Genomic DNA, 24,232 nt, shown 5'->3' with positions numbered 1-24,232 from the left:
CGGCGTTACCGGTTATCCGCTTTGAAGCGGGCGAGGCGCGCCTCGATCGCCTGTTCGCGGTGCAACCGGTCGAGTTCGTCCAGTTCGGAACTATGGGCATGCTCGCCAGCGGGAACCCCGGTCAGCCGCGAGACCGCTGCGGCAGCGCGGGCAGCGTCTGCACCCGGTGCGGGCTGGCTTTGGCCGGCGGCGGCGTGTTCGGGATGCCTTGCGATGCTGCGCTTGAAATCGGCAAGGCGAGCATCCGCCTCGCGGCGCGTGGCGAGCACGGCCTGCAGGGCTTTCTGGCCTTCGTCCACCTGTTCCCTGGCATCGGCCAGCGCCTTGTCGAGCGCTGCGATCTGGGATTCGAGATCGATCTGACGGGCGACGCCGGCCTTTGCCAGGTCATCCCGCCCGGAGGAGACGGCAAGGCGGATCTTCTGGTCGAGCGCGTTCATGTCTTCGACGATTTCGTCCCTGCGGCTCTTGATGCGGAATTCCTCCGCGCGCGCCTTGCCGAGATCGGTGCGGGCCTCATCAGCCGCCGCATCGATCTCGCGGACCGCCTGTTCGATGACGGCGATTTTGTTTACACCTTCCGCCTTGTCGATCGCCGCATTCGCGATGCCTGCAATCAGACGGCCCATGCGTGAGAGAATGCCTTCGTTCGTCATGTTTTCCTCCATCCGAGCGGAATTCGGCGTGACGCCGATGTGAATCTCGTAGCGATCCTGGCCGGCAACGAGGTAGGCCGGAAAAATACTCTCCCATCCCCGTGAATAACCCGCGACATCGAAGGGCACGGCAACACGTCCGTGCACCGTGGCGATCGTCAGGTCCGAAGGGCCTTTGATGGCGAAGAGCTTGTCATCGAGCGGCAGATGAGTCGGATCGGCGGTGACGCCGCGATTGGCGGCGAAATCGCGAAGGCCAAGCGTGACCAGCCTGGCCGGCAGGCCCGTCTGCTCGCGGACAGTTTCATAGGCAAGGTCATGCAACACGACGAGATTGGCGCCCGTCCTGTCAGAGACGAGGCCGGTCAGGATTTCGATCATCCTGAGATAGGCGGCAATGGTGTCGTCCAGCGCCTGCCGGGCACTGTCGTCAGGCGCCAGCGTGTAGCGCAGCAGCGATGGATGCGGTGTCTTGCCTGTGGTAGCCATAGGCAAAACATAAAGCACCGCTTTTGTGCTTTCAAGATGCTGCGCTAAAAACACAACCTAGTCTTAACGCGCAGTTAGAAGGACCGAGGGCAGCGTCCAGCATCGAGATATATTTAGGAAGCCGTTGCCGTGTCCGTCGCGGGCGGCAGGTCATTGCCGCCCGTCGATGATCGAAGAATTCACGTCGTTGATGTCGCGCTTGCCGCAGAGCGCCATGGTGATGTCCATCTCCTTACGGATGATGCCGAGCGCCAGCGATACGCCTTCCTTGCCCATGGCGCCGAGACCATAAAGGAAGGGGCGGCCGATATAGGTGCCCCTGGCGCCAAGCGCCACAGCCTTCAGCACGTCCTGGCCGGAGCGGATGCCGCCGTCGAGATGGATCTCGATACGGTCGCCGACGGCGTCGACGATCTTCGGCAGCATGCTGATCGATGAGGGGGCGCCATCAAGCTGACGCCCGCCATGATTGGAGACGACGATCGCATCAGCGCCGGTGTCGGCGGCTGCCTTGGCATCCTCCGGATCGAGTATGCCCTTGATGATCAGCGGGCCGCCCCATTGTTCCTTGATCCAGGCGACATCCGCCCAGGAAAGCCGCGGATCGAACTGCTCATGTGTCCACGAGGCCAGCGAGGCGATACTGGTGACATTTTTCGCATGGCCAACGATATTGCCGAAGTTGCGCCGCTTGGTCTGCAGCATGTCCAGGCACCAGAAAGGCCGGGTCGCCATCTGCCAGACATGTTTCGGGGTGAATTTCGGCGGCGCCGACAGGCCGTTGCGCAGGTCCTTATGCCGCTGGCCGAGGATCTGCAGATCGGCGGTCAGCACCAGCGCCGAGCATCCGGCCGCCTTGGCGCGGTTGATGAGGTTGAGGACAAAATCCTTGTCCCTCATCACATAGAGCTGGAACCAGAAGGGGCGCGTCGTTGCTGACGCCACGTCCTCGATCGAGCAGATGCTCATCGTCGAAAGCGTGAAGGGAACGCCGAACTCCTCGGCGGCGCGTGCCGCCAGCATCTCGCCATCGGCATGCTGCATACCCGTCAGGCCGGTTGGCGCCAGCGCCACGGGCATCGATACTTTCTGGCCGATCATCGTCGTTGCCAGCGTGCGGTTGGTCATATCGACCATCACCCGCTGGCGCAGCTTGATCTGGCCGAAATCGCTCTCGTTGGCTGCATAGGTCGATTCCGTCCACGCGCCCGAATCCGCATAGTCGAAAAACATCTTCGGCACACGGCGCCGTGCCAGCTTTTTCAGGTCGGCGATGGTGAGCGGGGTGGCCATGAATTGAACCTTCACATCTGAATGCGGCCATCGGCCATAACATGAATTTCGCAGGAGCGTGACGTGAAATTTCGAGGGATTATTCCCGGCGGCATTGCCGGAAAGCAGGTCATTCTTCCCACGGAATATCGTGAAGGTCGCTCGCCCCATCCAGGATGCGCACGATGCGGACGTCATCGTTGTCGACAGAGCAGAGCGCAAGCCATCTTTCGATCACGAGCACACGGACATCCGCGGCGATTTCCGGGCGCTTGGGACCCATCTGTGGATGCTGACCCAGAGAAGAAATGCGCTGCTCGATGCGGTCGATGATGGTATCGGCCATGGCCGAGCCGCTGTTGCCGGCAATCCACAACCAAAGTCCAGCATGTCCGAGCGGGCTCGGCTCGAATAGAAGACATCGGCCATCGATCAAGCTTTAGATGCTGCAAATCGTCGGCGCCCTTCGGCCTTCACCGCTTCAATATCCAGAGGCGAGAAATCGCCGCTTTTCACACCTTCACGCCATGCGTCCCGCAAACGTTCAATCTCGCGGGCTTTTGCACTGTCACGCTCTTCCAGAAGTCGCAGGGCTTCGCTCACGACATCGCTCGAAGAGTGGTAATCGCCGGAATCGATCTTCTTCTTAATGTAGCTCGCAAGTTCGTCCGGCACTGAAACGGTCAGGTCCATGGGCTTTCTCCTTAGAGAACTATGGGAAGATCGGCGAGTTTTTGCAAGTTCGCTTAAAGGGTCTTTTTCAAAGGAACACCGGCCACATAGGTCTCGGCGATCGCCCGATCGTCGCCCATCGTCTGCAGCAGGAAGAGTTCCTCGGGCAGCGTCTTCACCACTTCCATCTTCAGCGCCATAGCCGGTGTCGCCATCGCATCGAGAACGACGAGATCAGCTTCAGTGCCGGGTTCCAGCGTGCCGATCCGGTCTGCCAGCGACAGGGCTTCGGCATTGCCGCGGGTCATCAGGTAACAGCTTTCCAGCGGATTCAGCCGTTCGCCGAGCAACTGCTGGATCTTATAGGCCTCGTCCATCGTCCGCAGCATCGAATAGCTGGAACCGCCGCCGATATCGGTCGCCACGCCGATACGGACCGGCTTCTCCCGCCGCGCCAGCGCCTTCAACGGAAACAGTCCGGAGCCGAGGAAGAGGTTCGAGGTCGGGCAGTGGACGGCGACGGCACCCACCTCGCTCATGACGTCGGCCTCGCGCTCGGACAGGTGTATGCAATGGCCGAAGAGGCTTTTCGGCCCGAGCAGGCCGTAGCGGGCATAGATGTCGGTATAGTCGATCGCGTCGGGATAGAGCTCGCAGGTAAATCGGATTTCGTCGTGATTTTCCGAAAGATGCGTCTGGATGTGCAGGTCGGGAAATTCGCGGGCAAGGGCTGATGTCGCTTCCATCTGCGCCGGTGTCGAGGTGATGGCGAAGCGCGGGGTGATGGCGACGTGGTTGCGGCCCTTGCCATGCCAGTCCGATATCACCTGGCGGGTCTCGTCATAGCCCATCTCGGGCGTGTCGAGCAGGCCCTGCGGAGCATTGCGGTCCATCATCACCTTGCCGCCGACCATGCGCATATTGCGTCTCATCGCCTCGGCGAAGAAGGCGTCGGCCGAGGTCTTGTGCACGGAGCAATAGGCAACCGCTGTCGTCGTGCCGTGGCGGATCAACTCGTCGTAGAAATGCGTGGCGATCCTTTCAGCATGTGCGCTTTCGACGAAACGGCATTCCTCGGGAAAGGTATAGGTATTCAGCCATTCGAGCAGGTTGGCGGCGTAGGAGGCGATCACCTGCATCTGCGGAAAATGCAGGTGCATATCGATGAAGCCCGGCATGATCAGGTGCGGGCGGTGGTCGATCTCTACCGTGTCTGCGGCTGCTTTTGCCTTGACGTCGGTATAGGGCCCGATTGCCGTGATTAGCCCATTCTCGACCAGCAGGCCGCCATCCTCTTCGTAAAGATAGCTTTGGCTGTCGGCGAGGCTTAGCGGCGCGCGATGGAAGGAAAGCAGGCGGCCGCGCAGGAGTGTCGTCGTCATTGTTTCTTGCCTTCGACTGCGCTCTCGAACCAGGCGACCAGCAGCTTGCGTTCGTCCGGCGTGATATCGGTGATGTTGCCGGGCGGCATGGCATGGCTGCGGCCCGCCTGTATATAGATCTCGCGGGCATGGGCGGCGATTTCCGCGTCGTTTTCGAGCATCACGCCATTGGGCGGCCGCACGATACCCTCATAGACCGGCTCGGCCGCGTGGCACATGGAACAGCGCGTCGAGACCAGTTGCTTGACGGCGGGAAAATGCGGATCGCCGGCGAATTGCTGGAAGGCGGGCGCGACCGCCGCCGCATCGGTTTCGCCGGTCAGCAGCTTCGGCACGGTCGAAAGCCACATGATCAGGATGAAGAGAATGACGGTGACGATCCAGGTCCAGGTCGGCCAGCCCTTCCTGGCATGCGTCGTGTTGAACCAGTGGCGGATGGTGACGCCCATCAGGAAGACCAGAGCCGCGATCACCCAGTTGAATTGCGTACCAAAGGACAGCGGATAATGGTTCGACAGCATGAAGAAGATGACGGGCAGCGTCAGGTAGTTGTTGTGTAGCGAACGCTGCTTGGCGACCTGCCCGTATTTGGGATCGGGAACCCGTCCGGCGATGAGGTCGGCGACGACGATCTTCTGGTTCGGAATGATGATCATGAAGACGTTGGCCGACATGATCGTCGCGGTGAAGGCACCGAGATGCAGGAAGGCGGCGCGGCCGGTGAAAAGCTGCGTATAGCCCCAGGCCATGAAGACGAGAACGACATAGAGCACCGCCATCAGTCCCCAGGTGTTCCGCCCAAGCGGCGACTTGCAGAGCAGGTCGTAGACGACCCAGCCGACGCCGAGCGATGCCAGCGAGATCAGGATCGCAGTCGGTGGGCTGATGTCGAGCACATGCCGGTCGATCAGGAAGAGGTCGGCGCCGCCGTAATAGACGATGCATAGCATCAGGAAGCCTGATATCCAGGTGAAATAGCTCTCGTATTTGAACCAGGTCAGGTGCTCCGGCATCTGGGCGGGCGCCACCAGATATTTCTGGATATGATAGAAGCCGCCGCCATGGACCTGCCATTCCTCGCCATAGGCGCCGGGTGGCAGGTGCGGGCGTTTCACCAGTCCGAGATCGAGCGCGATGAAATAGAAGGACGATCCGATCCAGGCGATCGCGGTAATGACATGGAACCAACGCGCCGCGAAGGCGAGCCATTCCCATGCTATGGCATATTCATACATCGAGTTCCCCTATCTTCCTCCGACTCGTGACATTGCGGAAATTTTGGCGGGGAGGGAAGAGGAGATTGAAGGACCACACGCTCAATCGCTGACGCGACCAAAGGAGCAATGGAATGATCACCGCACTCTACAGCGATCAGGTCATCGCCGAAAACGCGCCGATGGACCGGCGGCTTGCCGCGCTCGTCCTCGCGCGCGGAAACCGCATCGGCTATATCGCATCCGGTCCGGACCCGCAGCGCGCGTTTTTCGATGAGAAACGGCAATATTACTTCAGCTACGGGCTTCCTCTTGATCCCTTCGTCGATCTAGACGCGCTTTCCGGCGGCGAGGAGACCAGGCGGCTGTTTTCCTGCGACGCCATCCACCTTTCCGGCGGCCACACCGGCGATTTTTTGAGAAGGTTGCGGCAGAGCGGCATGCTGGACAAGTTGCGCTCATGGGCACTGGACGACGGCATTCTTGTCGGAACCAGCGCCGGGGCGATTTTGATGACGCCGACAATCGCCGTTGACGCGCTCTTTTCCGGCGGTTCGCCTGATGCGGTGCAGGATGGCGCGGCTCTTGATCTCCTGCCCTTCGAATTCTTCCCGCATCTGAACGACGATCCCCGCTATCTCTCCGCGCTGCTGCGCTACAGCGAGACGACTGCAACCCCCATTCTCGCATGCCGGGACGGCGAAGGTCTCATCCTCGGCAACGGGCTCGTCGAGATATTCGGCGCTCCGCTGACGATTTCCGGCGGTTTTGCTGAAGCTTCCGATCGCGGCCGCATCGCCGATCTGCTGTCGCGTGCCTAAAAGCTGCCGAGAAGGCTGTGCATTATCTCCGCCCTATGCTGAATCTGCTAATTCAGCAGACCTTGAACTACGACGACTCGATTACAGTTATTTGCAGGCCGCCGGAGTGAAATAGAACCTTTAGATCATCGGCGGCGCATTCATCGACGGAGAAGATGCCCATGCGCAGCATTCTGACGTGTGTGATGATTGCGTATGCGTCGTTGGCGATGGCTCACGACGCACCCTCGGGGTGGAGTTATGACCCCTATTGTTGCAACGGCGACAGTCATAGCGGCGATTGCCAAATGATCCCTTCGAAAAGCGTGGCGGTGACGCCAGGCGGATATCGTGTGACGCTGATGCCGGGTGACCACCGGCTCGTCACGCATGCTCATGTCTTCCTGCTGCCAATGACGAAGGCAATGCAATCCGGCGATAACGACTATCATCTCTGTCTGTTCCCGAACGAGGATACGCCGCGCTGTTTCTATGCGCCGGAAATGGGATTTTGAAGCCGAGCCAGAGGACCGGGCCCGGCTCACGAACCGGGTCCGGCATGTCGTTGTCCGAAAATGGCTGCACATTTTAGGTGACATGCATTAATTTCCGGCTGCCTTCATCTCTTCGAGGATCCAGTTGCGGAAGGCCTTGATCTTGGGCACGTTGCGACGGTTTTCCGGGTAGACGAGCCAGTAAGCCTTGCCGTCGCTGCGGGTCAGTTCGAAGGGTTGATAGAGCCGACCGAGCGCGATCTCGGCCGCATAGAAGGCAGGATGAAGAATGGCGACGCCATGGCCGGCGATCGCGGCATCGGCTTCCACTGCCTGAGAGCCGAGCTGGTTGCGCGGGCGCCGATCGAGATCCGTGTCTGTGACGCCGGCAGCCTCGAACCATTGTTTCCACCAGATGTCACCGGCGTCGAAGAGATCGAAGTTCAGGAGATCGCGCGGCTCCCTGATGCCGCCTGCCGCCTCCGCCAACTTCGGGCTTAGCATCGGCGTGAACTCCAGGCCCATCAGCCGGTGCAGCGCCAGCCCCGGCCAGTTGCCGTCGCCCCAGCGGATGCCGACATCGATCTGCTCGCGGGCGAAGTCGATGATATCCGAACTCGCCTGAAAGCGCACCGCGATGGCCGGATGTTTCAAATGGAAGGAGCCGAGGCGCGGCGCCAGCCACTTCGAGGCGAAGGTATGGGTCGAACTGATGGCGAGCGTGCCTTCGACGCTGTCGCGCGCCGTCGCCATCGCGTCGTGCAGCATGGCGAAAGCTTCCGTCACCTTCGGCGCCAGCCGCTCACCGGTGTCTGTCAGTGCGATCTGGCGAGGACGGCGAAGGAAGAGCGGCTCGCCGACATTCTCCTCCAGCAGCTTGATCTGATAGCTGACGGCCGTCTGCGTCATGCCGAGTTCGTTGCCCGCCTTGGTGAAACTTCCGAGCCGGGCAGCGGCCTCGAAGACGCGCAACGCATTCAGCGGGAATTGTTTCGACAGCTTCATGGATAAGTTCTCTTGATGCAGGCAGACGGTTGTTCGATTGGAATTGCAGCATTTTTGGCCGCAAACTGCAACTCATACAATCAATCTATCGAGGTGATGTCATGGACTGCCATGTTATCGAAGAGAGCCGGCCGCAGCCAAGAATCCAGATTTTCCGGCGCCTTGCCGGCTGGCTGGCAAGCGGCCCTGACCGTTTCTGCCGTCTGCCCCGGCTCGATCTCACTGCTGCGCCGGACCGCGTTAAGCGCGATCTTGGTTTCCTCGACGGGCGCGATCCCTATTACGAGGACGAGCGCATGCGGTAGGCAGCGAGCGCCGTCAGGATCTCGGCGGCGGTCAAGGCGGCGATCACCTCAGGGCGCTTGTCCCTGACCGCGGCGCCGCCGATCGGCAGCGTCAACCGCTCGAGCCAGCCACGCTCACCGCCGCCTTCCCGGGAAAGCCAGCTGGCGAAGGTGGCGCGCTTGGTGGCCGAGCCGATCATGCCGGCATAGGCGAGATCCGTTCTTTCCAGCGCTTCGCGGGCGATGAGGAAATCCAGCGCGTGGTCGTGCGTCAGGATGACGATCGCGCCGCCAGCCGGAATATCCTTCACCAGCGCTTCGGGCATCGGCATGAGCCGCGTCTTCGTCTCGGGAGGCAGGTTGGCGAGTTCCTCCTGCCGCGTCTCGACAACCGTCACCGACAGCGGCAGCGGCGCAAGGGCCGTTGCCAGCGCCCGGCCGACATGGCCGGCGCCGAAGAGATAGACCGCCGGCAGACACTCGATCTCGCCGGCAAGTCTTGCCTCGATTTCCTCGGTAACCGCCCGCGTCACCCGGCGAAACCGCAATTGCGTGCGCCCACCGCAGCACTGACCGATCTCAGGCCCGAGCGGGATATCCATCTCCGCCATCCCGCCGGTTCCCGCGAGCAAGTCCCGCGCATTCGCGATCGCCATGAATTCGAACTGGCCGCCGCCGATCGTGCCCCATAACGCGGTTTGCGATACCAGCATGAAGGTACCGGCCTCGCGTGGGGTCGAGCCCTGCGTGCCGGTGATATCGACGAGGATGCAGTCTGGGTGGGCGGCGAGGAAGGGGTGGATGCCGGTCATGGATGGCTGACCGATGGGTTCGCGGGTGTGTCACCCCCCTCTGTCCTGCCGGACATCTCCCCCACAAGGGGGGAGATCGGTATGAGGCGGCGGCTTCCCGGAACAGAGAAGTCGTAGCGCAGAGTCGGACTTTGGTGATGTAGCGGCAAGGTAGTAAGGCGCAGAGCATTCCTTCTTGCTGATCTCCCCCCTTGTGGGGGAGATGTCCGGCAGGACAGAGGGGGGTATCGCTCACTCCAAGCTCTCTGCCCGTCCTGCTCAGCCAACAAACCAGCCGGACGCGTTTCCATCTGTTATACCCGCTTCATCCGCTCGACCGCCATCAGCACCCGTTCCGGCGTCGCCGGGGCGTCGAGCCTCGGGCAGACCTTGTAGTTGGCCACACTTGCTACCGCCATCGACAGCGCTTCCAGCACCGAGATCGCCAGCATCAAGGGTGGTTCGCCGACGGCCTTGGAGCGGCCGATGGTGGCCTCAGTGTTCTCGGACCATTCGGCAAGGCGCACGTTGAAGATCTTCGGGCGGTCGGAGGCGAGCGGGATCTTGTAGGTCGAGGGAGCATGGGTGCGCAGCCGGCCCTTGTCGTCCCACCAGAGCTCTTCCGTCGTCAGCCAGCCCAGGCCCTGGACGAAGGCGCCTTCGACTTGGCCCATGTCGATCGCCGGGTTCAGCGAGCGGCCGACATCGTGGAGGATGTCGGTGCGATCGATCAGATATTCGCCGGTCAGCGTGTCGATCGACACCTCGGTGCAGGAGGCGCCGTAGGCGAAATAATAGAAGGGCGTGCCGCGGCCGGCCTTGCGGTCCCAGTGAATCTTCGGCGTCTTGTAGAAGCCGGCGGCGGAAAGCTGGACGCGGGCGAGGTAGGCCTGCTTGATGAAATCGGGGAAGGGGATCTCGATCTCGCCGACGCGCACGCGGTTCGGCAGGAAGACGACGTCGGCGGCCCCAACATCCCATTTCTCGGCGGCAAAGGCGACAAGCCGTTCCTTGATCTGGCGGGCAGCGTCATAGGCGGCCATGCCGTTCAAGTCCGAGCCGGAGGAGGCGGCGGTGGCCGAGGTGTTCGGCACCTTGGCCGTCGTCGTCGCGGTGATCTTTACCCTGTCGATATCGACCTGGAAGCTGTCGGCCAGCACCTGCGCCACCTTGGTATAGAGGCCCTGGCCCATTTCGGTGCCGCCATGGTTCAGGTGGATCGAGCCGTCCTGGTAGATGTGGACGAGGGCGCCTGCCTGGTTGAAGGCGGTCATGGTGAAAGAGATGCCGAATTTCACCGGCGTCAGCGCGATGCCCTTTCTTATGTAGCGGCTGTCGCGGTTGAAGGCGATGATGGCGTTGCGCCGCGCCCGGTATTCGGCCGTTTCCTCCAACTCCTCGACGATGCGGGCGATGATGTTGTCCTCGACCTCCTGATGGTAGGGGGTGAGCGTACGCCCGGAGCCCGGCTGACCATAGAAATTCAGCTTGCGGACATCAAGCGAGTCTTTGCCGACGGCATAGGCGATCTCCTCGATGAAGCGTTCGGCGCCGAGCATGCCCTGCGGCCCGCCGAAACCGCGGAAGGCGGTGTTAGAGACGGTGTGCGTCTTCAGCGGCTTCGAGGTCAGATGCACATGCGGATAGAAATAGCTGGAATCGGCATGGAAGAGGGCACGGTCGGTCACCGGCCCTGAGAGGTCGGAGGAGAAACCGCAGCGCGCCGCATAAGTGGCGTCGACCGCATGGATGCGGCCTTCAGCGTCGAAGCCGAGTTCGTAATCGACGAGGAAATCGTGGCGCTTGCCGGTGGCGCTCATATCCTCGTCGCGATCAGGGCGGAATTTGATTGCGCGGCCGAGCTTCTTGGCGGCGATCGCCGCAAGTGCTGCGAACTGATTGCCCTGCGTTTCCTTGCCACCGAAGCCGCCGCCCATGCGGCGCACGTTGACTGTCACTGCGTTCGAAGGGATGTCGAGTACGTGGCCGACGATGTGCTGGATCTCGCTTGGATGCTGCGTCGAGGACCAGACGGTGACCTCGTCGTCCTCGCCGGGGATCGCCACGGCGATATGGCCTTCGAGGTAGAAATGCTCCTGTCCGCCGATGCGCATCTGACCTTTCAGACGCATGGCAGCATTCGTCATTTCCGTTTCCGGCTCGCCGCGGTGCAGCGTCATCGGGGTGATGACGAGCGGGCTGCCATTGGCGAGCGCGCCGTCGATATCGCTCCAGTGCGGCAGGTCGCGATAGTCGATCTTTGCCAGCTGCGCGGCGCGGCGGGCGGCATCACGCGTCTCGGCGATGACGGCAAAGATCGGTTGGCCATGAAACTGAACTAGAGTTTCGGCCAGCAGCGGCTCGTCATGGCTGCCGTTGGAGCTGACGTCGTTGATACCGGGCACGTCCTTGCCGGTGAAAACCCAGACGACGCCGGGATGCGCGGCGACCGCGGAAAGGTCGATGCTGAGGATTTCGGCATGCGCCCGATCTGAGAGGCCGACGGCGCCATGCAGCAGATCTGCGGGTTCGGGAATATCGTCGATATAATCAGCGGTTCCGGTGACATGCTTATGCGCTGAATCATGCCGCAGCGAGCCGTGCATCGGGCCGTTGATGATGGCTTTGCGGTCTTCGAAGGTGGATTTGTCCATTAGCGGTGTCCTCCGCGAAGGGAGTGACGGGAGGCGGTTACTCCGCACTCCCTCATTCCTGTGCTTGTCACAGGAATCCAGCGACCGCGCGTCTGCGCGGTGAATGACTCATATGACGCGGAGGAAAGGTCTCCCGCGCCCGAAGACTCGGGCGCACTGGATTCCTGTGACAAGCACAGGAATGAGGGAGTGGAGGAGAACGCGACTGTTCCCATCAAAGCTTGCAGTCTGGGAGCAGAGGTCGATCTCTCCATCACGCCACCTCCTCAAACCGCTTCAGCTCCGCCGGCGCTCCAACCGTTTCCAGATAGAACCGCGTCAGTAGGTTCTTCGCCGTCAGTTGCCGGTATTCCGCCGTGGCGCGCCAGTCGGTCAGCGGCTGGTAATCGGCATCGAAGGCGGGTCGGGTCGCCTCGATCGTCGCTTCCGTCCATGGTTTGCCGATCAGTGCCACCTCCACCGTGCGGGCGCGTTTCGGCGTTGCCGCCATGCCGCCGAAGGCGATGCGGATGTCGGTAACGATTTCGGTCTCATCGAGCGTCAGCAGGAAGGCGCCGAGCACGGCCGTGATGTCCTCGTCGCGGCGCTTGGTGATCTTGTAGGCGGCAAAGCGGCTTGTTCCCGCCGGATAGGGCACGTAGACGCTTTCGACGAATTCGCCGGGCTTTCGGTCCTGCTTGCCATAGGCGATGAAGAAATCCTCGAGCGGCATTCTGCGCTGACCTTCCAGGGACCGCAGCGTCAGCGTCGCGCCGAGCGCGATCAGCGGCGGCGGGCTGTCGCCGATCGGCGAGCCGTTGGCGATGTTGCCGCCAATCGTGCCCATGTTGCGCACCTGCTCGCCGCCGACGCGATCGATCAACCGGCCGAGCGCCAGGATTTTCTGAGAGGTTGCTTCGAAGGCCTTGGTGTAGCTGACGCCGGCGCCGATGGTAACGCCGTCCTCGCCTTCCGTGACCGATTGCAATTCGCTCAAATGATTGATGAAGACAACCGGGCTCAGCCTGCGCATCTGCTTCGTCACCCAGAGGCCGACGTCCGTCGCGCCGGCGACGATAATTGCGTCGGGTTCCTGCGAGAGGACCTCGGCCAGCGCCTGGACCGAAGCCGGCACGATCAGCCGGTCCTCGCCATTCGCAATCCTGATCGTACCGCTCGCCTGCATTGCCCAAAGCCGCGAGACGATTTCAGAGCGCGTCCGTTCCAGCGGATCGAAGAGCGTGCTCGGCCGCATCAGGCTCACCTGCTCGGCGGCCTTGACGATCGGCTCATAGCCCGTGCAGCGACAGAGATTGCCTTGCAGCGCCTTTTCGATTTCCTGGCGGCTCGGCTTTTCCTTGGCGAGCCAGAGACCGTAAAGCGACATGACGAAGCCTGGGGTGCAGAAGCCGCATTGCGAGCCATGACAATCGACCAATGCCTGCTGGACGGGATGCAGGGCGTCGTCCCTGCCGGCCAGATGCTCGACCGTTACCACATGGGTGGCGTGCAGCGAGCCGATGAAACGGATGCAGGCATTGACGGATTCATAGGCGAGCTTGCCGTCGGCCAGCCGGCCGACGAGCACGGTGCAGGCGCCGCAATCGCCCTCGGCGCATCCTTCCTTGGTGCCCGTCAGCCGTCGCTTCAACCGCAGAAAATCGAGAAGCGTCTCGGTCGGCGCGACATCGGTAAGCGTGATGTCCTCGCCATTGAGGATGAAGCGGATGCTGTCGTTCATGATGTTCCCGGTTGTTTTTCCAAATGGTTAAGCCGCCGTCCAGCCCCCGTCAATCGAGATATGCGTTCCGGTCACCTGGCGGGCGGCGTCGCTGGCGAGGTAGAGCGACAGTGCGCCGATCTCCTCGGCCTTGACGAATTCATGCGTCGGCTGCGCCTTGAGGATGACTTCGCTCTTTACCTGCTCCTCGGTCATGCCGCGGGCCTTGGCGGTGTCCGGGATCTGCTTCTCGACGAGCGGGGTCAGCACGTAGCCGGGGCAAATGGCGTTCACGGTCACGCCGAACTCGGCAAGCTCGAGTGCTGCCGTCTTCGTCAGGCCTAATATACCATGTTTTGCCGCGACATAGGCGGATTTGAAGGGAGAGGCGACGAGGCCGTGGGCCGAGGCAATGTTGATAATGCGGCCATGCTTCTTCATCTTCATCAGCGGGATTGCGGCGCGCATGGTATGAAAGGAACTCGACAGATTGATCGCGATGATCTGATCCCATTTCTCGATCGGGAAATCCTCGATCTTCTCGACGTGCTGGATGCCGGCATTGTTGACCAGGACATCGACGCCGCCGAAGGTCTTGGCAGCCGTTTCGATCAGGTCGGCGATCTCGGCCGGCTTCGTCATGTCGGCCGGATGATAGAGCGCCCGGCCTTTGGACAATGATTCAAGCCGTTCGACGATCGCATTGATTTCATCAGCCTTTCCGAAACCATTGATGACGACGTTGTCGCCCGTTTCGGCGAAGGCAGTGGCGATCGCAAGGCCGATGCCGCTGGTGGAACCGGTGACGACAACTGTTCTGCTCATGCTGTTCTCCCTGAAATCGCGATGCTGCGTTGCAGCGTTCACTGCGAGGTTATGCCTAAAGCCGGCGGGCTGGCAATTCCGCTTTATTCGCTTTTCTCGCCCGCATCCGTGGCCTATTGATTTGTCACGATAATCCACATGTTAAGGGAGGAATTTCATGAGCGGATATGTTCTGGCGATCGATCAGGGAACGACGTCGACGCGGGCGATCGTCTTCGATGGCGACATGCATGTCGCCGGCAAGGGCCAGAAGGAATTTACCCAGATCTATCCGCGCTCCGGCTGGGTCGAGCACGATCCCGAGGAGATCTGGGATTCGGTCGTCTCCACCGTCCACATGGCGCTGCGCGATGCCGGGATCGAGGCTAGGGATCTTGCAGCGCTCGGCATCACCAACCAGCGCGAGACCGTCGTCGTCTGGGAGCGCGAGACGGGCCGGCCGATCCAGAATGCCATCGTCTGGCAGGACCGGCGTACGGCAAGCTATTGCGACAATCTGAAACGGCAGGATCTCGAGCGGCTGTTCACGAAGAAGACCGGGCTGATCCTCGATCCCTATTTTTCCGGCACCAAGCTCTCATGGATGCTGGCTAACGTGAAGGGCGCGCGGGCGCGCGCCGCCAGGGGCGATCTCTGCTTCGGCACGACCGACACCTTCCTGATCTGGCGGCTGACGGGTGGCAAGAGCTTCGTCACCGATGCCACCAACGCCTCGCGCACGCTGATGTACAACATTGCCGAAAACACGTGGGACGAGGATCTGCTTGAGATTCTGAGAGTCCCCGCCGCCATGCTGCCGGAGGTCAAGGATTGCGCCGCCGATTTCGGCACGGTCGATCCTGATATTTTCGGTGCTGCTATCCCGATCCTCGGCGTGGCCGGCGATCAGCAGGCAGCGACCATTGGCCAGGCGTGTTTTGCGCCGGGCATGATGAAATCAACCTACGGCACCGGCTGTTTCGCGCTGCTCAATACCGGCGCCGATATGGTGCGGTCCAAAAACCGGCTGTTGACCACCATCGCCTACCGCCTGAACGGCGAGACGACCTATGCGCTGGAAGGTTCGATCTTCATCGCCGGCGCCGCGGTGCAATGGCTGCGGGACGGGCTCGGCATCATCGGCAGCGCCGCCGAGACCAACGCCCTTGCCGAAAGGGCCGATCCGACACAGGAGGTCTACCTCGTGCCCGCCTTCACCGGGCTCGGCGCGCCGCACTGGGATGCGAAGGCGCGCGGTGCGATCTTCGGGCTGACGCGCAACAGCGGCCCGGCAGAACTCTCCCGGGCGGCGCTGGAGGCCGTCTGCTACCAGACCCGCGATCTGCTCGACGCCATGCAGAAGGACTGGAAGAACGGCACCGACGACACCGTGCTGCGCGTCGACGGCGGCATGGTCGCCTCTAACTGGACGATGCAGCGCCTTGCCGATTTGCTCGATGCCCCGGTCGACCGCCCGGTGATCCTGGAGACGACGGCGCTGGGGGCTGCCTGGCTCGCCGGCAGCCGGGCAGGGGTGTGGCCGGACCGGGACGGTTTTTCGGCGACGTGGAAACGCGATCGGCGGTTCGAGCCCGAGATGGACGAGAAGGTGCGGGCGGCAAAGCTCAAGGGTTGGAAGAATGCGGTCAAGCGGACGCTGAGTGAGGGGTAAGGGGGCGGATGGAGCCGCGATATAACTCCGCTCGTTTCTGCGAGATACTCGGCTATTTCTGTAGCCACGGCGTTGCCTGCTCGAGAAGATCACGAATTTCCGGTCAATAATTTTTTGATGCGGCCTGTCGGGTAAGCGGTTACTCCTTCGTCATTCAAAAAGAGGAGTGAGCGATGCTTTATGCAATCCTTTGTTACGCCCATGAGGAAACCGTCTTCGCCTGGAGCAAGGAGGAGGAGGCTGCCGTCATGGAGAAACTCTACGCCGTGCAGAAGCCGCTTGCCGCATCCGGCAAACTCGGGCCCGTCGGCCGGCTGATGCCGACGACGGCTGCGACCACGGTGCGCAAGGGCAGGGACGAGCCCTTGGTCATCGATGGGCCTTTTGCGGAAACGAAAGAGGCGCTTCTCGGCTTCTATGTCGTCGACTTTGAAACGCTCGACGAGGCGATCACCTTCTCGAAGCAGCTTTCATCCGTCAATCCAGGTTCCACCTCTTACGAAATTCGGCCTTTCTACGTCTTCAGGCCCGGAGATGCTTCATCATGACAGACATTGCCTGGATCGACCTCGCGCTTGCATCGGCCCGCCCGAAGGCGCTCGGCGCGCTGCTGCGCTATTTCCGCAATCTCGATACCGCGGAAGAGGCGTTTCAGGAAGCGTGTCTGAGGGCGATCCGGACATGGCCGGAGAAAGGGCCGCCGCGTGATCCCACAGCCTGGCTCATCTTCGTCGGCCGCAACAGCGGCATCGATGCGGTGCGCAAACGGGCGAAGATCCAGGCTCTGCCGGATGAGGACGTCATTTCCGATACCGAGGATGCCGAAAGCGATATCGCCGAGCGGCTGGATGATTCCAATTATCGCGACGATATCCTGCGGCTGCTGTTCATCTGCTGCCATCCCGATCTGCCGGCGACCCAGCAGATCGCGCTGGCGCTGCGCATCGTTTCCGGGCTTTCGGTGCCGCAGATCGCGCGTGCCTTCCTGGTTTCCGAAAGCGCCATGGAACAGCGCATCACCCGCGCCAAGGCGCGCGTCGCCAAGGCTGGGGTGCCTTTCGAAACGCCGAGCCCGCAGGAAAGAGCCGAACGGCTCTCGATCGTCAGCACGATGATCTACCTGATCTTCAACGAGGGCTACAGCCAGGCCGATCCCAGGCACGAGGCGGCTGCCTTCAGCGACGAAGCGATCCGGCTAGCTCGGTTGATGCTGCATATCTTCCCGTCGGAACCGGAGCTGATGGGGCTGCTTGCGCTCATGCTCCTGCAGATCTCGCGCCGGCCGGCGCGCTTCAATGCCGGAGATGAGATCGTGCTGCTCGAAGATCAGGACCGGTCGCTCTGGAACCGGCCCTTCATCAACGAGGCTTTAGCGCTGCTCGACAAGGCGCTGCGCCATCGTCAGCCCGCTCCTTATCAGATTCAGGCAGCCATCGCCGCCGTTCATTCCCGCGCAAAACGGGCCGAGGATACCGATTGGGTGGAGATCGATCTGCTCTATCGCGCGCTCGAGCGTCTCCAGCCGTCGCCTGTCATAACGCTCAACCGGGCGGTGGTCGTCTCCAAGCTCCAGGGTGCGCAGGATGCGCTCGACCTCATCGATCCGCTTGGCGAGAAACTCGGCGGCTATTTCTACTATCACGGCTTACGGGGCGGACTGCTGAAGCAGCTTGGCTTGACCAGCCAGGCGCGCGAAGCCTTCGACCGCGCCATTGCGCTCGCCCATTCGGCGGCTGAAGCAGCCCATATCCGTCGGCAGATCGACAAGATGCAGGAAGAGGCCACGCAGCCGATCGCAAAATAAAATGCGAAAAAGCCGGAGCGTTGTCGGAACGGCGAACTCTGACACGTCCTTGTAACAACCTGAGAGGAAACAGGTTTCATTCAAATGGAGAGATGTCGAAATGACCGCCAGCACGCAACATGAACTCGTCCTCGTTCGCGAATTCGACGCGCCGCGCGAGAAGATCTACAAGGCATGGACCGATCCCGCCTTGCTGAAGCAGTGGTTCGTGCCGCGTCCCTGGGGTGTGACCGAAGCAACGCTCGACGTCCGCCCCGGCGGTTCCAGCGTCGTCGTCATGCATGACCCCGAGGGCAATCAATACCCGAACCGTGGCGTCTATCTCGAAATCGTCGAGAACGAGAAGATCGTCTTCACCGATGCCTATACCAGCGCTTGGGTGCCTTCCGAGAAACCTTTCTTCACGGGCCTCATCCTGCTCGAAGATCTCGGCAACGGTCGCACGAAATATACGGCCAAGGCGCTGCACTGGCGCGCCGAGGACAAGGAAGCGCACGAGAAGATGGGTTTCCACGAAGGATGGGGCAAGGCTGCGGACCAGCTGGCGGAGCTGGTGGCGAAGATGTGAGCGGCGCGGTGAGACCGCGTCGTGCTGACGCTTCAAGCAAGGTTTGATGCGGTTCGAAAAATGATTCCGCCGATGCTTCGAAGTCGTTGAATTCAGATTCGAATTCGCGGTTTTTGGCGTCTCTGACGAAGTAGGATTTCCCTATGCGTTCCACAGCACCATGTGTCATGCTTCTGGCATGAAGGGGTACGTCTACATCCTGGCATCCGCACGCAACGGCACGCTCTATACCGGTGTGACACGGGACCTTGCCGGCCGGCTATACGAACATCAGAACGAGCTGACGCCCGGCTTTACATCGAAATATGGCGTCAAGACGCTTGTGTGGTTTGAGGAGCATGACCTGCTGACGACTGCAATTACGCGTGAGAAGACAATCAAGAAATGGCCACGGCAGTGGAAGCTCAATCTCATTGAGAGGGAGAATCCCGACTGGGAGGATATTTCATTTCACCTCTTGGGTCTGTGAAGAGGTGAGTCTCTCGTCGCGCGGACGCGCGACTGCTGGATTCCTGTGACAGGCACAGGAATGAGGGAGCAAGAGGAACGCATCCTGCCACTCATGCCCTTTATCATCAGGTTTTAGACTGGATGAAGCAGTTGTTGTTGAACTCCCGAGTGCCAAGAACTCCCTCATTCCTGTGCCTGTCACAGGAATCCAGCAGCGCCGTGTCCACGGCGCAGAGACTCTTTAACATCCAAATGATCTCCACCCATCCAACCTGGTTGACGGCGGCCATCGACCGCCTGGGACATCACGCCACTTATCGAAATTCTCGAACATTTCGTTCCAGAATTTGTATTTGCGCTCCATTCTCGGCATCCTTATCTCAGCCGAGAATTCAACAGGATGCCGATGATGGAACTGGGGCTTTACACATTCGCCGACGTCAATCCGAACCCCTCCCGCAGCAAGGGCGCGGAAGGGGCCGAGCGGCTGAGGCATCTTATCGAGGAAATCGAGCTTGCCGATCAGGTGGGGCTCGATGTCTTCGGCCTCGGCGAACATCACCGGCCGGACTATGCTGCGTCTGCTCCGGCGGTCGTGCTGGCGGCGGCTGCCGTCAAGACCAGGAATATCCGGCTGACCAGTGCGGTCACCGTGCTCTCCTCCGATGATCCGGTGCGGGTCTTCCAGCAGTTTTCGACGCTCGATCTGATCTCCAGCGGCCGGGCCGAAATCATGGCGGGGCGTGGCTCCTTCATCGAGTCCTTCCCGCTGTTCGGCTACAATCTCGAAGACTACGATCAGCTTTTCGAGGAGAAGCTCGATCTGCTGCTGGCGCTGCGCGACAGCGAGGTTGTGGAGTGGAAGGGTGAGCTTCGCGCGCCAATCAACGGGCGCGGCGTCTATCCCAGGCCGCTGCAGGATACGTTGCCGCTCTGGGTCGCGGTCGGCGGTACGCCGCAGTCGGTGGCGCGCGCCGGCGCGCTGGGCCTGCCGGTGGCGCTGGCGATCATCGGCGGCGAACCGCGCCGTTTTGCGCCGCTCTTCGATCTCTATCGCGAGGCCGCGCGCCGGGCAGGGCAGGATCAGTCAAAGTTGAAGACCAGCATCAACGTCCACGGCTTCATCGCCGACACGACGGCGGCAGCCGCCGACCAATTCTACGGGCCGCAGGCGGAGGTGATGAACCGCATCGGCCGCGAGCGCGGCTGGGGGCCGACGAACCGGGCGCATTTCGACTTGTCGCGCGGGCCGAACGGCGCGCTCTTCGTCGGTGATCCCGAGGCGGTCGCCGAAAAGATCATCGCCCATCATGCACTCTTCAAAAACGACCGCTTCCTGCTGCAGATGGCGATCGGCCTGATGCCGCATGCCGAGATCATGCGCGGGATCGAGCTTTACGGCACGAAAGTCGCGCCGATCGTGAGAAAGGCATTGACTGGCAGCGGCGAAGGGGCGAAAGCCACGGCTTGAAAGGCGGCCACGACCGTCCTGCGCAAGGCCTGAACAGACGAATGGTTATCGCAAACGACGATGAACTGGTAAAGCTCAAGGAGATCGGCCGCATCTGCGCCAACGCCATCCAGGTGATGGCGGCGGCGATGGAGCCCGGCATGACGACGCTGGAGCTCGACCAGATCGGCCGCAAGGTGCTCGAGGATTCGGGCGCGCGCTCGGCGCCGGAGTTCTGCTATCAGTTTCCCGGCGCCACCTGCATCAGCATCAATGAGGAAATCGCCCACGGCATTCCCGGCCCGCGCGTCATCCGCGCCGGCGACCTCATCAATATCGACGTCTCGGCGGAAAAGGATGGCTTCTTCGCCGACACCGGCGCCTCCTTCGCGGTGCCGCCGGTCAAGCCGAAGATCGAGCGGCTCTGCCGCGACGGCAAGCGGGCGCTCTGGGTCGGGCTCAACCAGGTGAAATCGGGCGAGCCGCTTGCCAAGATCGGTGCAGCCGTCGGCGCCTTCGCGCAGAAGAACCGCTATACGCTGGTCGCCAATCTGGCGAGCCACGGCGTTGGCCGTTCGCTGCATGAGGAGCCGGCCGAGCTCTCGACCTGGCCGGACCCTTCCGAAAAACGGATGATGACGGAAGGTCTCGTCTTCACCGTCGAGCCGTTTCTCTCGCTCGGCGCGACATGGGCCGAAGGCGGCGATGATGCCTGGACGCTCTATGCCGATCCGAAGGCGCCGACCGTGCAATACGAACACACGGTGGTCGCGACGCGCAACGGGCCGGTGGTTCTAACCTTGCCGGACGAGCGGGCGTAGGGCGTTAGGGAGCGCCTCACCCTTCAAGGTTTGCATCTCCACGACGCTTTGTAGGGTGCGCCCACTTCTCCTCCCTCATTCCTGTGCTCGTCACAGGAATCCAGCCACCGCGCGTCTGCGCGGTGAATGACTCCATATGGGAGTTGAAGAGAGTTTCCCGCGCCCAAGGACTTGGGCGCACTGGATTCCTGTGACGAGCACAGGAATGAGGGAGGAGAGGTTAGCGCGCTCGTCAACTCACTGAACTTGCCGGCCAGCCTTCCTCTTTAGCCCCGCGTTCCCGGCCTGCCGCCTTGCAGGATTTCGGTGGCGGCGCGTTCGAGGATGCCGGCGATGCGGGCGGCTTCGGGTTTCGACCAGGAATAGCGCATCCTGAGCGCCGAGCGCAGCAGCATGCGGGCGGCGCGGATATCGCCGCCGTCCTGCATGAAGTCGTCGTCATCGCCATCGTCGGCGCCGTGACGGTCGGTTTCGAAGACATGCTTCACATAGGCCATCTTCTCACCGATGCGCCCGAGCCCGGCGAGCGTGAGCCGAGAATTTTGAAGTTTCGGGAAATTGATCGATTGATCAGAATTACTTGATTGTGGTGCCGGTGCTGCGGCGCGATAAGCGCTGCATGCTCATGCGCACCGGTCACTCCCCGCCGAATCTTGTCTCCACCGCCGCTGCCGGCGCCGTTGCCTTGGCCGCTGCCATGGGCTTCGGGCGCTTCTCCTACACGCCGATCCTGCCGGGCATGATCAGCGGCGTGCCGCTTTCGGCAGCGGATGCAGGCTTTATCGCATCGGCGAATTTCGTCGGTTATCTCGTCGGCGCCGTGCTTGCCGCCTATGGCTGGGCAGCGGGTCGGGAGCGGCTGGTGGCGCTGCTGTCGCTGCTGGCAACCGCCATCCTGCTCGCCGCCATGGCTACCACCGATTCCGTCGCCGTCTTTGCCATCATTCGCTTCCTGGCCGGTGTTGCCAGCGCCTTTGCGATGGTCTTCACCTCGTCGATCGTGCTGAGCCACGGGGCTGCCGCCGGCAACGATCATGTGCAGGCGGCGCATTTCGGCGGGCCGGGCGCTGGTATCGCCCTGTCCTCGGTCATGGTGTTTCTGATCGGCCTCGGCTTTCACGACGGGCCGGGCGGCTGGCGCGCCGACTGGATCGGCGGAGCGCTTTATTGCGCGGCAAGCCTCGTCGTCGTTTTCCTACTGCTGCCGTCGTCGCCGGCGCAATCGGCGCAGTCGGGCAAGGAGCCTGCACTGGTCTGGAACCGGCCGATGGTGCTTCTGACGCTGTCCTACGGCCTGTTCGGCTTCGGCTACGTCGTCACCGCGACCTTCCTCGTCACCATCGCACGTCTTTCTGCAACGGGACCCTTCGTCGAATTCCTGTGCTGGTTCATTGCCGGCCTGACGGCTGCGGTGGCGCTGTTTGCCTGGAAGCCGCTGGTCAAGCCGCTCGGGCTTGGCGGCGTTTATGTTGCAGCCCTTCTGGTCGAAGCCGCCGGCGTGCTAGCGACCGTAGCGCTGCCGGCTTCTGCTGCACCGCTGATCGGCGGGGCGCTGTTCGGGGCAACGTTCCTGGCGATCACCGCCTACGGTCTGCAGATTGGCCGCAAGCTTTCGCCTGAGAGCCCGCGGCGGATCCTGGCGATGATGACGGCTGCTTTTGGTGTCGGTCAGATCGTCGGGCCTGTTGTTGCCGGCTGGATCGCCGAGCGCAGCGGCAATTTTACGGTCCCGACAGTGATTGCCGCTGTGGCACTCGTCGCCTGCGCAGCGCTGGTGATGCCGGTAATCAGGAAAATCGCTTAAGCGATTACATCTCCGTAACAATCGGCTGAACCCATTGCTGCTTCCTTGGAACTGCCTTAGTTTCCGGCACAATCAGTGTTGACGACACTCCCGAGACTCACAGTTCAGGAAAGCAAAGCCCCCCGTGTTTCATTCCTTCTTCCCTCAGCCCAAAGCGTTCTTTACTTCGCTCGCAATCTGGACGCTGGCTGCGATTTTTGGCTGGTATTTCTTTGCCGCTGGTCTTGGTGCTTCCCTCGGTTTTGCACCGGTTCCTGAAGAACAGCAGCCGATCGACCTTTCGTTCTTCCTGCTGCCCGAAAATGTCTGGTTCTACGGCTATTTCCTTCTGTCGGCGGTAATCTTCTGCGGTGCATGGCATTTGAAGGCGCTGAACCACCCCTGGAAGATTTGGTCGATCTGGGGTTCGGCACTGATCATCTTCGTGACCTACTTCGGCGTCCAGATCAGCGTCGTGATCAATAACTGGCGCCGGCCGTTTGGCGACCTTCTGCAGAACGCATTGTCGAAGCAGCCGGGAATTTCCGTCGACAATTTCTACAGCCTGATGTGGGTCTTCTGCCAGATCGCGTTCCTCAGCATGTTCGTATCGATCATGACCGACTTCTTCACCAGCCATTACATCTTCCGCTGGCGAACGGCGATGAACAATTTCTACATGTCGAAGTGGGAAAAGCTTCGTCACATCGAAGGTGCCTCCCAGCGCGTTCAGGAAGATACGATGCGTTTTTCGAGCACGCTTGAAGGTCTTGGCATCAGCCTGATCAACTCGGTGATGACGCTCGTCGTATTCCTTCCAATCCTTCTGGCGCTGTCGCATTACGTGACCGAACTGCCGTTCATCGGGCCGGTGGCGAATTCGCTGTTCTGGCTGGCGCTGTTCTGGTCAGCGTTCGGGACGCTCCTGCTGGCGATCGCCGGCGTCAAGCTGCCGGGGCTGAATTTTCGCAACCAGCGCGTCGAAGCGGCATATCGCAAGGAGCTCGTCTATGGCGAGGACCATGCGGAACGGGCTGAGCCGCTGACCGTCAGAGAGCTCTTCGGCAATGTTCGCCGCAACTATTATCGCATGTATTTCCACTACATGTATTTCAATGTCGCCCGTTATTTCTATATCCAGGCCGACGCGCTCTTCGTGGTTTTCATGCTGGTGCCGACGATCGTGGCGGGCACGATCACCTATGGTATCTTCCAGCAGATCTCGACCGCCTTCGGACAGGTCAGCAACTCGTTCCAATATCTCGTCAACTCGTGGACGACGATCATTGAACTGCTCTCGATCCACAAACGCCTCAAGGCCTTCGAGGCGGCAATCGACGACGAACCGCTGCCGGAGATTGATCAGCGCTACCTGGAGCGTGAGACGGGCGTCGTGCACGCTGACGGTTGATGGCTGAGGGGTAGGGGATATTCTGCGAGCAATCGGAACGTTCGCGCTCGGGGCGCC

Annotated in this window: 23 protein-coding genes and 1 pseudogene; 12 read left to right on the top strand and 12 right to left on the bottom strand. The window is 61.4% G+C overall.

Features of this window, described 5'->3' with window-relative positions; translation table 11 throughout:
• Positions 1–5: 5 nt before the first annotated feature.
• The 6 genes from RWK44_RS08695 to puuD all read right to left on the bottom strand — a co-directional run bounded on the left by RWK44_RS08695 (position 6) and on the right by puuD (position 5,706).
• Entirely contained in the window at positions 6–1,163 is a 1,158-nt protein-coding gene (locus RWK44_RS08695) for a PspA/IM30 family protein (RefSeq protein ID WP_221942675.1), read from the bottom strand.
• Between the two features lie 132 nt (positions 1,164–1,295).
• Positions 1,296–2,438 (bottom strand): alpha-hydroxy acid oxidase, encoded by a 1,143-nt coding sequence (locus RWK44_RS08690; RefSeq protein ID WP_221942474.1) that lies wholly within the window; start codon positions 2,436–2,438, stop codon positions 1,296–1,298.
• Positions 2,439–2,547: 109 nt separating this feature from the next.
• The gene (locus RWK44_RS08685; RefSeq protein ID WP_316028680.1) at positions 2,548–2,763 is read right to left on the bottom strand and encodes a type II toxin-antitoxin system RelE/ParE family toxin; all 216 of its coding nucleotides are present in this window, start codon (positions 2,761–2,763) and stop codon (positions 2,548–2,550) included.
• 86 nt (positions 2,764–2,849) lie between these two features.
• Positions 2,850–3,110 (bottom strand): type II toxin-antitoxin system ParD family antitoxin, encoded by a 261-nt coding sequence (locus RWK44_RS08680; RefSeq protein ID WP_062939676.1) that lies wholly within the window; start codon positions 3,108–3,110, stop codon positions 2,850–2,852.
• Between the two features lie 53 nt (positions 3,111–3,163).
• Positions 3,164–4,471 carry a guanine deaminase gene (gene guaD / locus RWK44_RS08675; protein WP_316028679.1) on the bottom strand — a complete coding sequence of 436 codons (1,308 nt, stop codon included), beginning with the start codon at positions 4,469–4,471 and terminating at the stop codon, positions 3,164–3,166.
• On the bottom strand, positions 4,468–5,706 hold the full coding sequence (puuD, locus tag RWK44_RS08670) for a urate hydroxylase PuuD (protein ID WP_316028678.1): 1,239 nt from the start codon (positions 5,704–5,706) through the stop codon (positions 4,468–4,470). Before puuD ends, guaD begins: the two co-directional genes overlap by 4 nt.
• Positions 5,707–5,819: 113 nt before the next feature.
• Here puuD and RWK44_RS08665 point away from each other — a divergent pair, with 113 nt between their 5' ends.
• Positions 5,820–6,506: a Type 1 glutamine amidotransferase-like domain-containing protein gene (locus RWK44_RS08665; RefSeq protein ID WP_316028677.1), complete on the top strand. Its 687-nt coding sequence runs from the start codon at positions 5,820–5,822 to the stop codon at positions 6,504–6,506.
• Between the two features lie 161 nt (positions 6,507–6,667).
• Positions 6,668–7,000, top strand: coding sequence for a hypothetical protein (locus RWK44_RS08660; RefSeq protein ID WP_131664534.1), 333 nt, complete (start codon positions 6,668–6,670; stop codon positions 6,998–7,000).
• An 87-nt stretch (positions 7,001–7,087) separates the two neighbouring features.
• On the opposite strand, the gene RWK44_RS08655 is transcribed toward RWK44_RS08660, so the two are convergent.
• Positions 7,088–7,984, bottom strand: a complete 897-nt coding sequence (locus RWK44_RS08655) for a LysR substrate-binding domain-containing protein (RefSeq protein WP_077978970.1) — start codon at positions 7,982–7,984, stop codon at positions 7,088–7,090.
• A 101-nt stretch (positions 7,985–8,085) separates the two neighbouring features.
• On the opposite strand from RWK44_RS08655, the gene RWK44_RS08650 reads away from it, so the two are divergent.
• Positions 8,086–8,289 carry a hypothetical protein gene (locus RWK44_RS08650; protein WP_131664535.1) on the top strand — a complete coding sequence of 68 codons (204 nt, stop codon included), beginning with the start codon at positions 8,086–8,088 and terminating at the stop codon, positions 8,287–8,289.
• On the opposite strand, the gene xdhC is transcribed toward RWK44_RS08650, so the two are convergent.
• The 4 genes from xdhC to RWK44_RS08630 form a co-directional block, all read right to left on the bottom strand.
• Positions 8,265–9,080 (bottom strand): xanthine dehydrogenase accessory protein XdhC, encoded by an 816-nt coding sequence (gene xdhC, locus RWK44_RS08645; RefSeq protein WP_316028676.1) that lies wholly within the window; start codon positions 9,078–9,080, stop codon positions 8,265–8,267. The genes RWK44_RS08650 and xdhC overlap by 25 nt on opposite strands.
• 293 nt (positions 9,081–9,373) lie before the next feature.
• A complete protein-coding gene (xdhB, locus tag RWK44_RS08640) occupies positions 9,374–11,713 on the bottom strand; it encodes a xanthine dehydrogenase molybdopterin binding subunit (RefSeq protein WP_316028675.1) in 2,340 nt (779 codons plus the stop codon).
• A 253-nt stretch (positions 11,714–11,966) separates the two neighbouring features.
• Complete coding sequence (xdhA, locus tag RWK44_RS08635; RefSeq protein WP_316028674.1) at positions 11,967–13,433, bottom strand: xanthine dehydrogenase small subunit; 1,467 nt, start codon at positions 13,431–13,433, stop codon at positions 11,967–11,969.
• A gap of 27 nt (positions 13,434–13,460) precedes the next feature.
• Complete coding sequence (locus RWK44_RS08630) at positions 13,461–14,237, bottom strand: 3-hydroxybutyrate dehydrogenase (RefSeq protein WP_168284938.1); 777 nt, start codon at positions 14,235–14,237, stop codon at positions 13,461–13,463.
• Between the two features lie 157 nt (positions 14,238–14,394).
• On the opposite strand from RWK44_RS08630, the gene glpK reads away from it, so the two are divergent.
• The 7 genes from glpK (at position 14,395) to map (ending at position 20,981) form a co-directional block, all read left to right on the top strand.
• On the top strand, positions 14,395–15,888 hold the full coding sequence (gene glpK / locus RWK44_RS08625; RefSeq protein WP_316028673.1) for a glycerol kinase GlpK: 1,494 nt from the start codon (positions 14,395–14,397) through the stop codon (positions 15,886–15,888).
• 173 nt (positions 15,889–16,061) lie between these two features.
• Positions 16,062–16,436 carry a YciI family protein gene (locus tag RWK44_RS08620; protein ID WP_316028672.1) on the top strand — a complete coding sequence of 125 codons (375 nt, stop codon included), beginning with the start codon at positions 16,062–16,064 and terminating at the stop codon, positions 16,434–16,436.
• Complete coding sequence (locus RWK44_RS08615; protein ID WP_020051181.1) at positions 16,433–17,692, top strand: RNA polymerase sigma factor; 1,260 nt, start codon at positions 16,433–16,435, stop codon at positions 17,690–17,692. The genes RWK44_RS08620 and RWK44_RS08615 overlap by 4 nt, the downstream gene beginning before the upstream one ends.
• A 100-nt stretch (positions 17,693–17,792) precedes the next feature.
• Positions 17,793–18,260, top strand: coding sequence for an SRPBCC family protein (locus RWK44_RS08610; protein WP_131664542.1), 468 nt, complete (start codon positions 17,793–17,795; stop codon positions 18,258–18,260).
• 178 nt (positions 18,261–18,438) lie between these two features.
• Positions 18,439–18,729, top strand: a complete 291-nt coding sequence (locus RWK44_RS08605) for a GIY-YIG nuclease family protein (RefSeq protein WP_168270614.1) — start codon at positions 18,439–18,441, stop codon at positions 18,727–18,729.
• 390 nt (positions 18,730–19,119) lie between these two features.
• Positions 19,120–20,181, top strand: a complete 1,062-nt coding sequence (locus tag RWK44_RS08600; RefSeq protein WP_316028748.1) for an LLM class flavin-dependent oxidoreductase — start codon at positions 19,120–19,122, stop codon at positions 20,179–20,181.
• A 41-nt stretch (positions 20,182–20,222) separates the two neighbouring features.
• A complete protein-coding gene (gene map, locus RWK44_RS08595; RefSeq protein ID WP_316028671.1) occupies positions 20,223–20,981 on the top strand; it encodes a type I methionyl aminopeptidase in 759 nt (252 codons plus the stop codon).
• Between the two features lie 266 nt (positions 20,982–21,247).
• Here map and RWK44_RS08590 read toward each other — a convergent pair.
• A pseudogene (locus RWK44_RS08590) lies at positions 21,248–21,511 on the bottom strand (PadR family transcriptional regulator); the annotation flags it as partial.
• An 89-nt stretch (positions 21,512–21,600) separates the two neighbouring features.
• Between RWK44_RS08590 and RWK44_RS08585 the strand changes: the two are divergent.
• Entirely contained in the window at positions 21,601–22,785 is a 1,185-nt protein-coding gene (locus RWK44_RS08585) for a YbfB/YjiJ family MFS transporter (RefSeq protein ID WP_316028670.1), read from the top strand.
• A 124-nt stretch (positions 22,786–22,909) separates the two neighbouring features.
• Positions 22,910–24,175 (top strand): peptide antibiotic transporter SbmA, encoded by a 1,266-nt coding sequence (sbmA, locus tag RWK44_RS08580; protein WP_163882532.1) that lies wholly within the window; start codon positions 22,910–22,912, stop codon positions 24,173–24,175.
• Positions 24,176–24,232: the final 57 nt, after the last annotated feature.

Source organism: Rhizobium sp. 25PS6, assembly GCF_032464655.1.
In the GTDB taxonomy this organism is placed as follows: Bacteria; Pseudomonadota; Alphaproteobacteria; order Rhizobiales; family Rhizobiaceae; genus Rhizobium; species Rhizobium laguerreae.
Note: the sequence above shows the minus strand (reverse complement) of the source record. Positions and strands in the feature narration are given on the sequence as shown.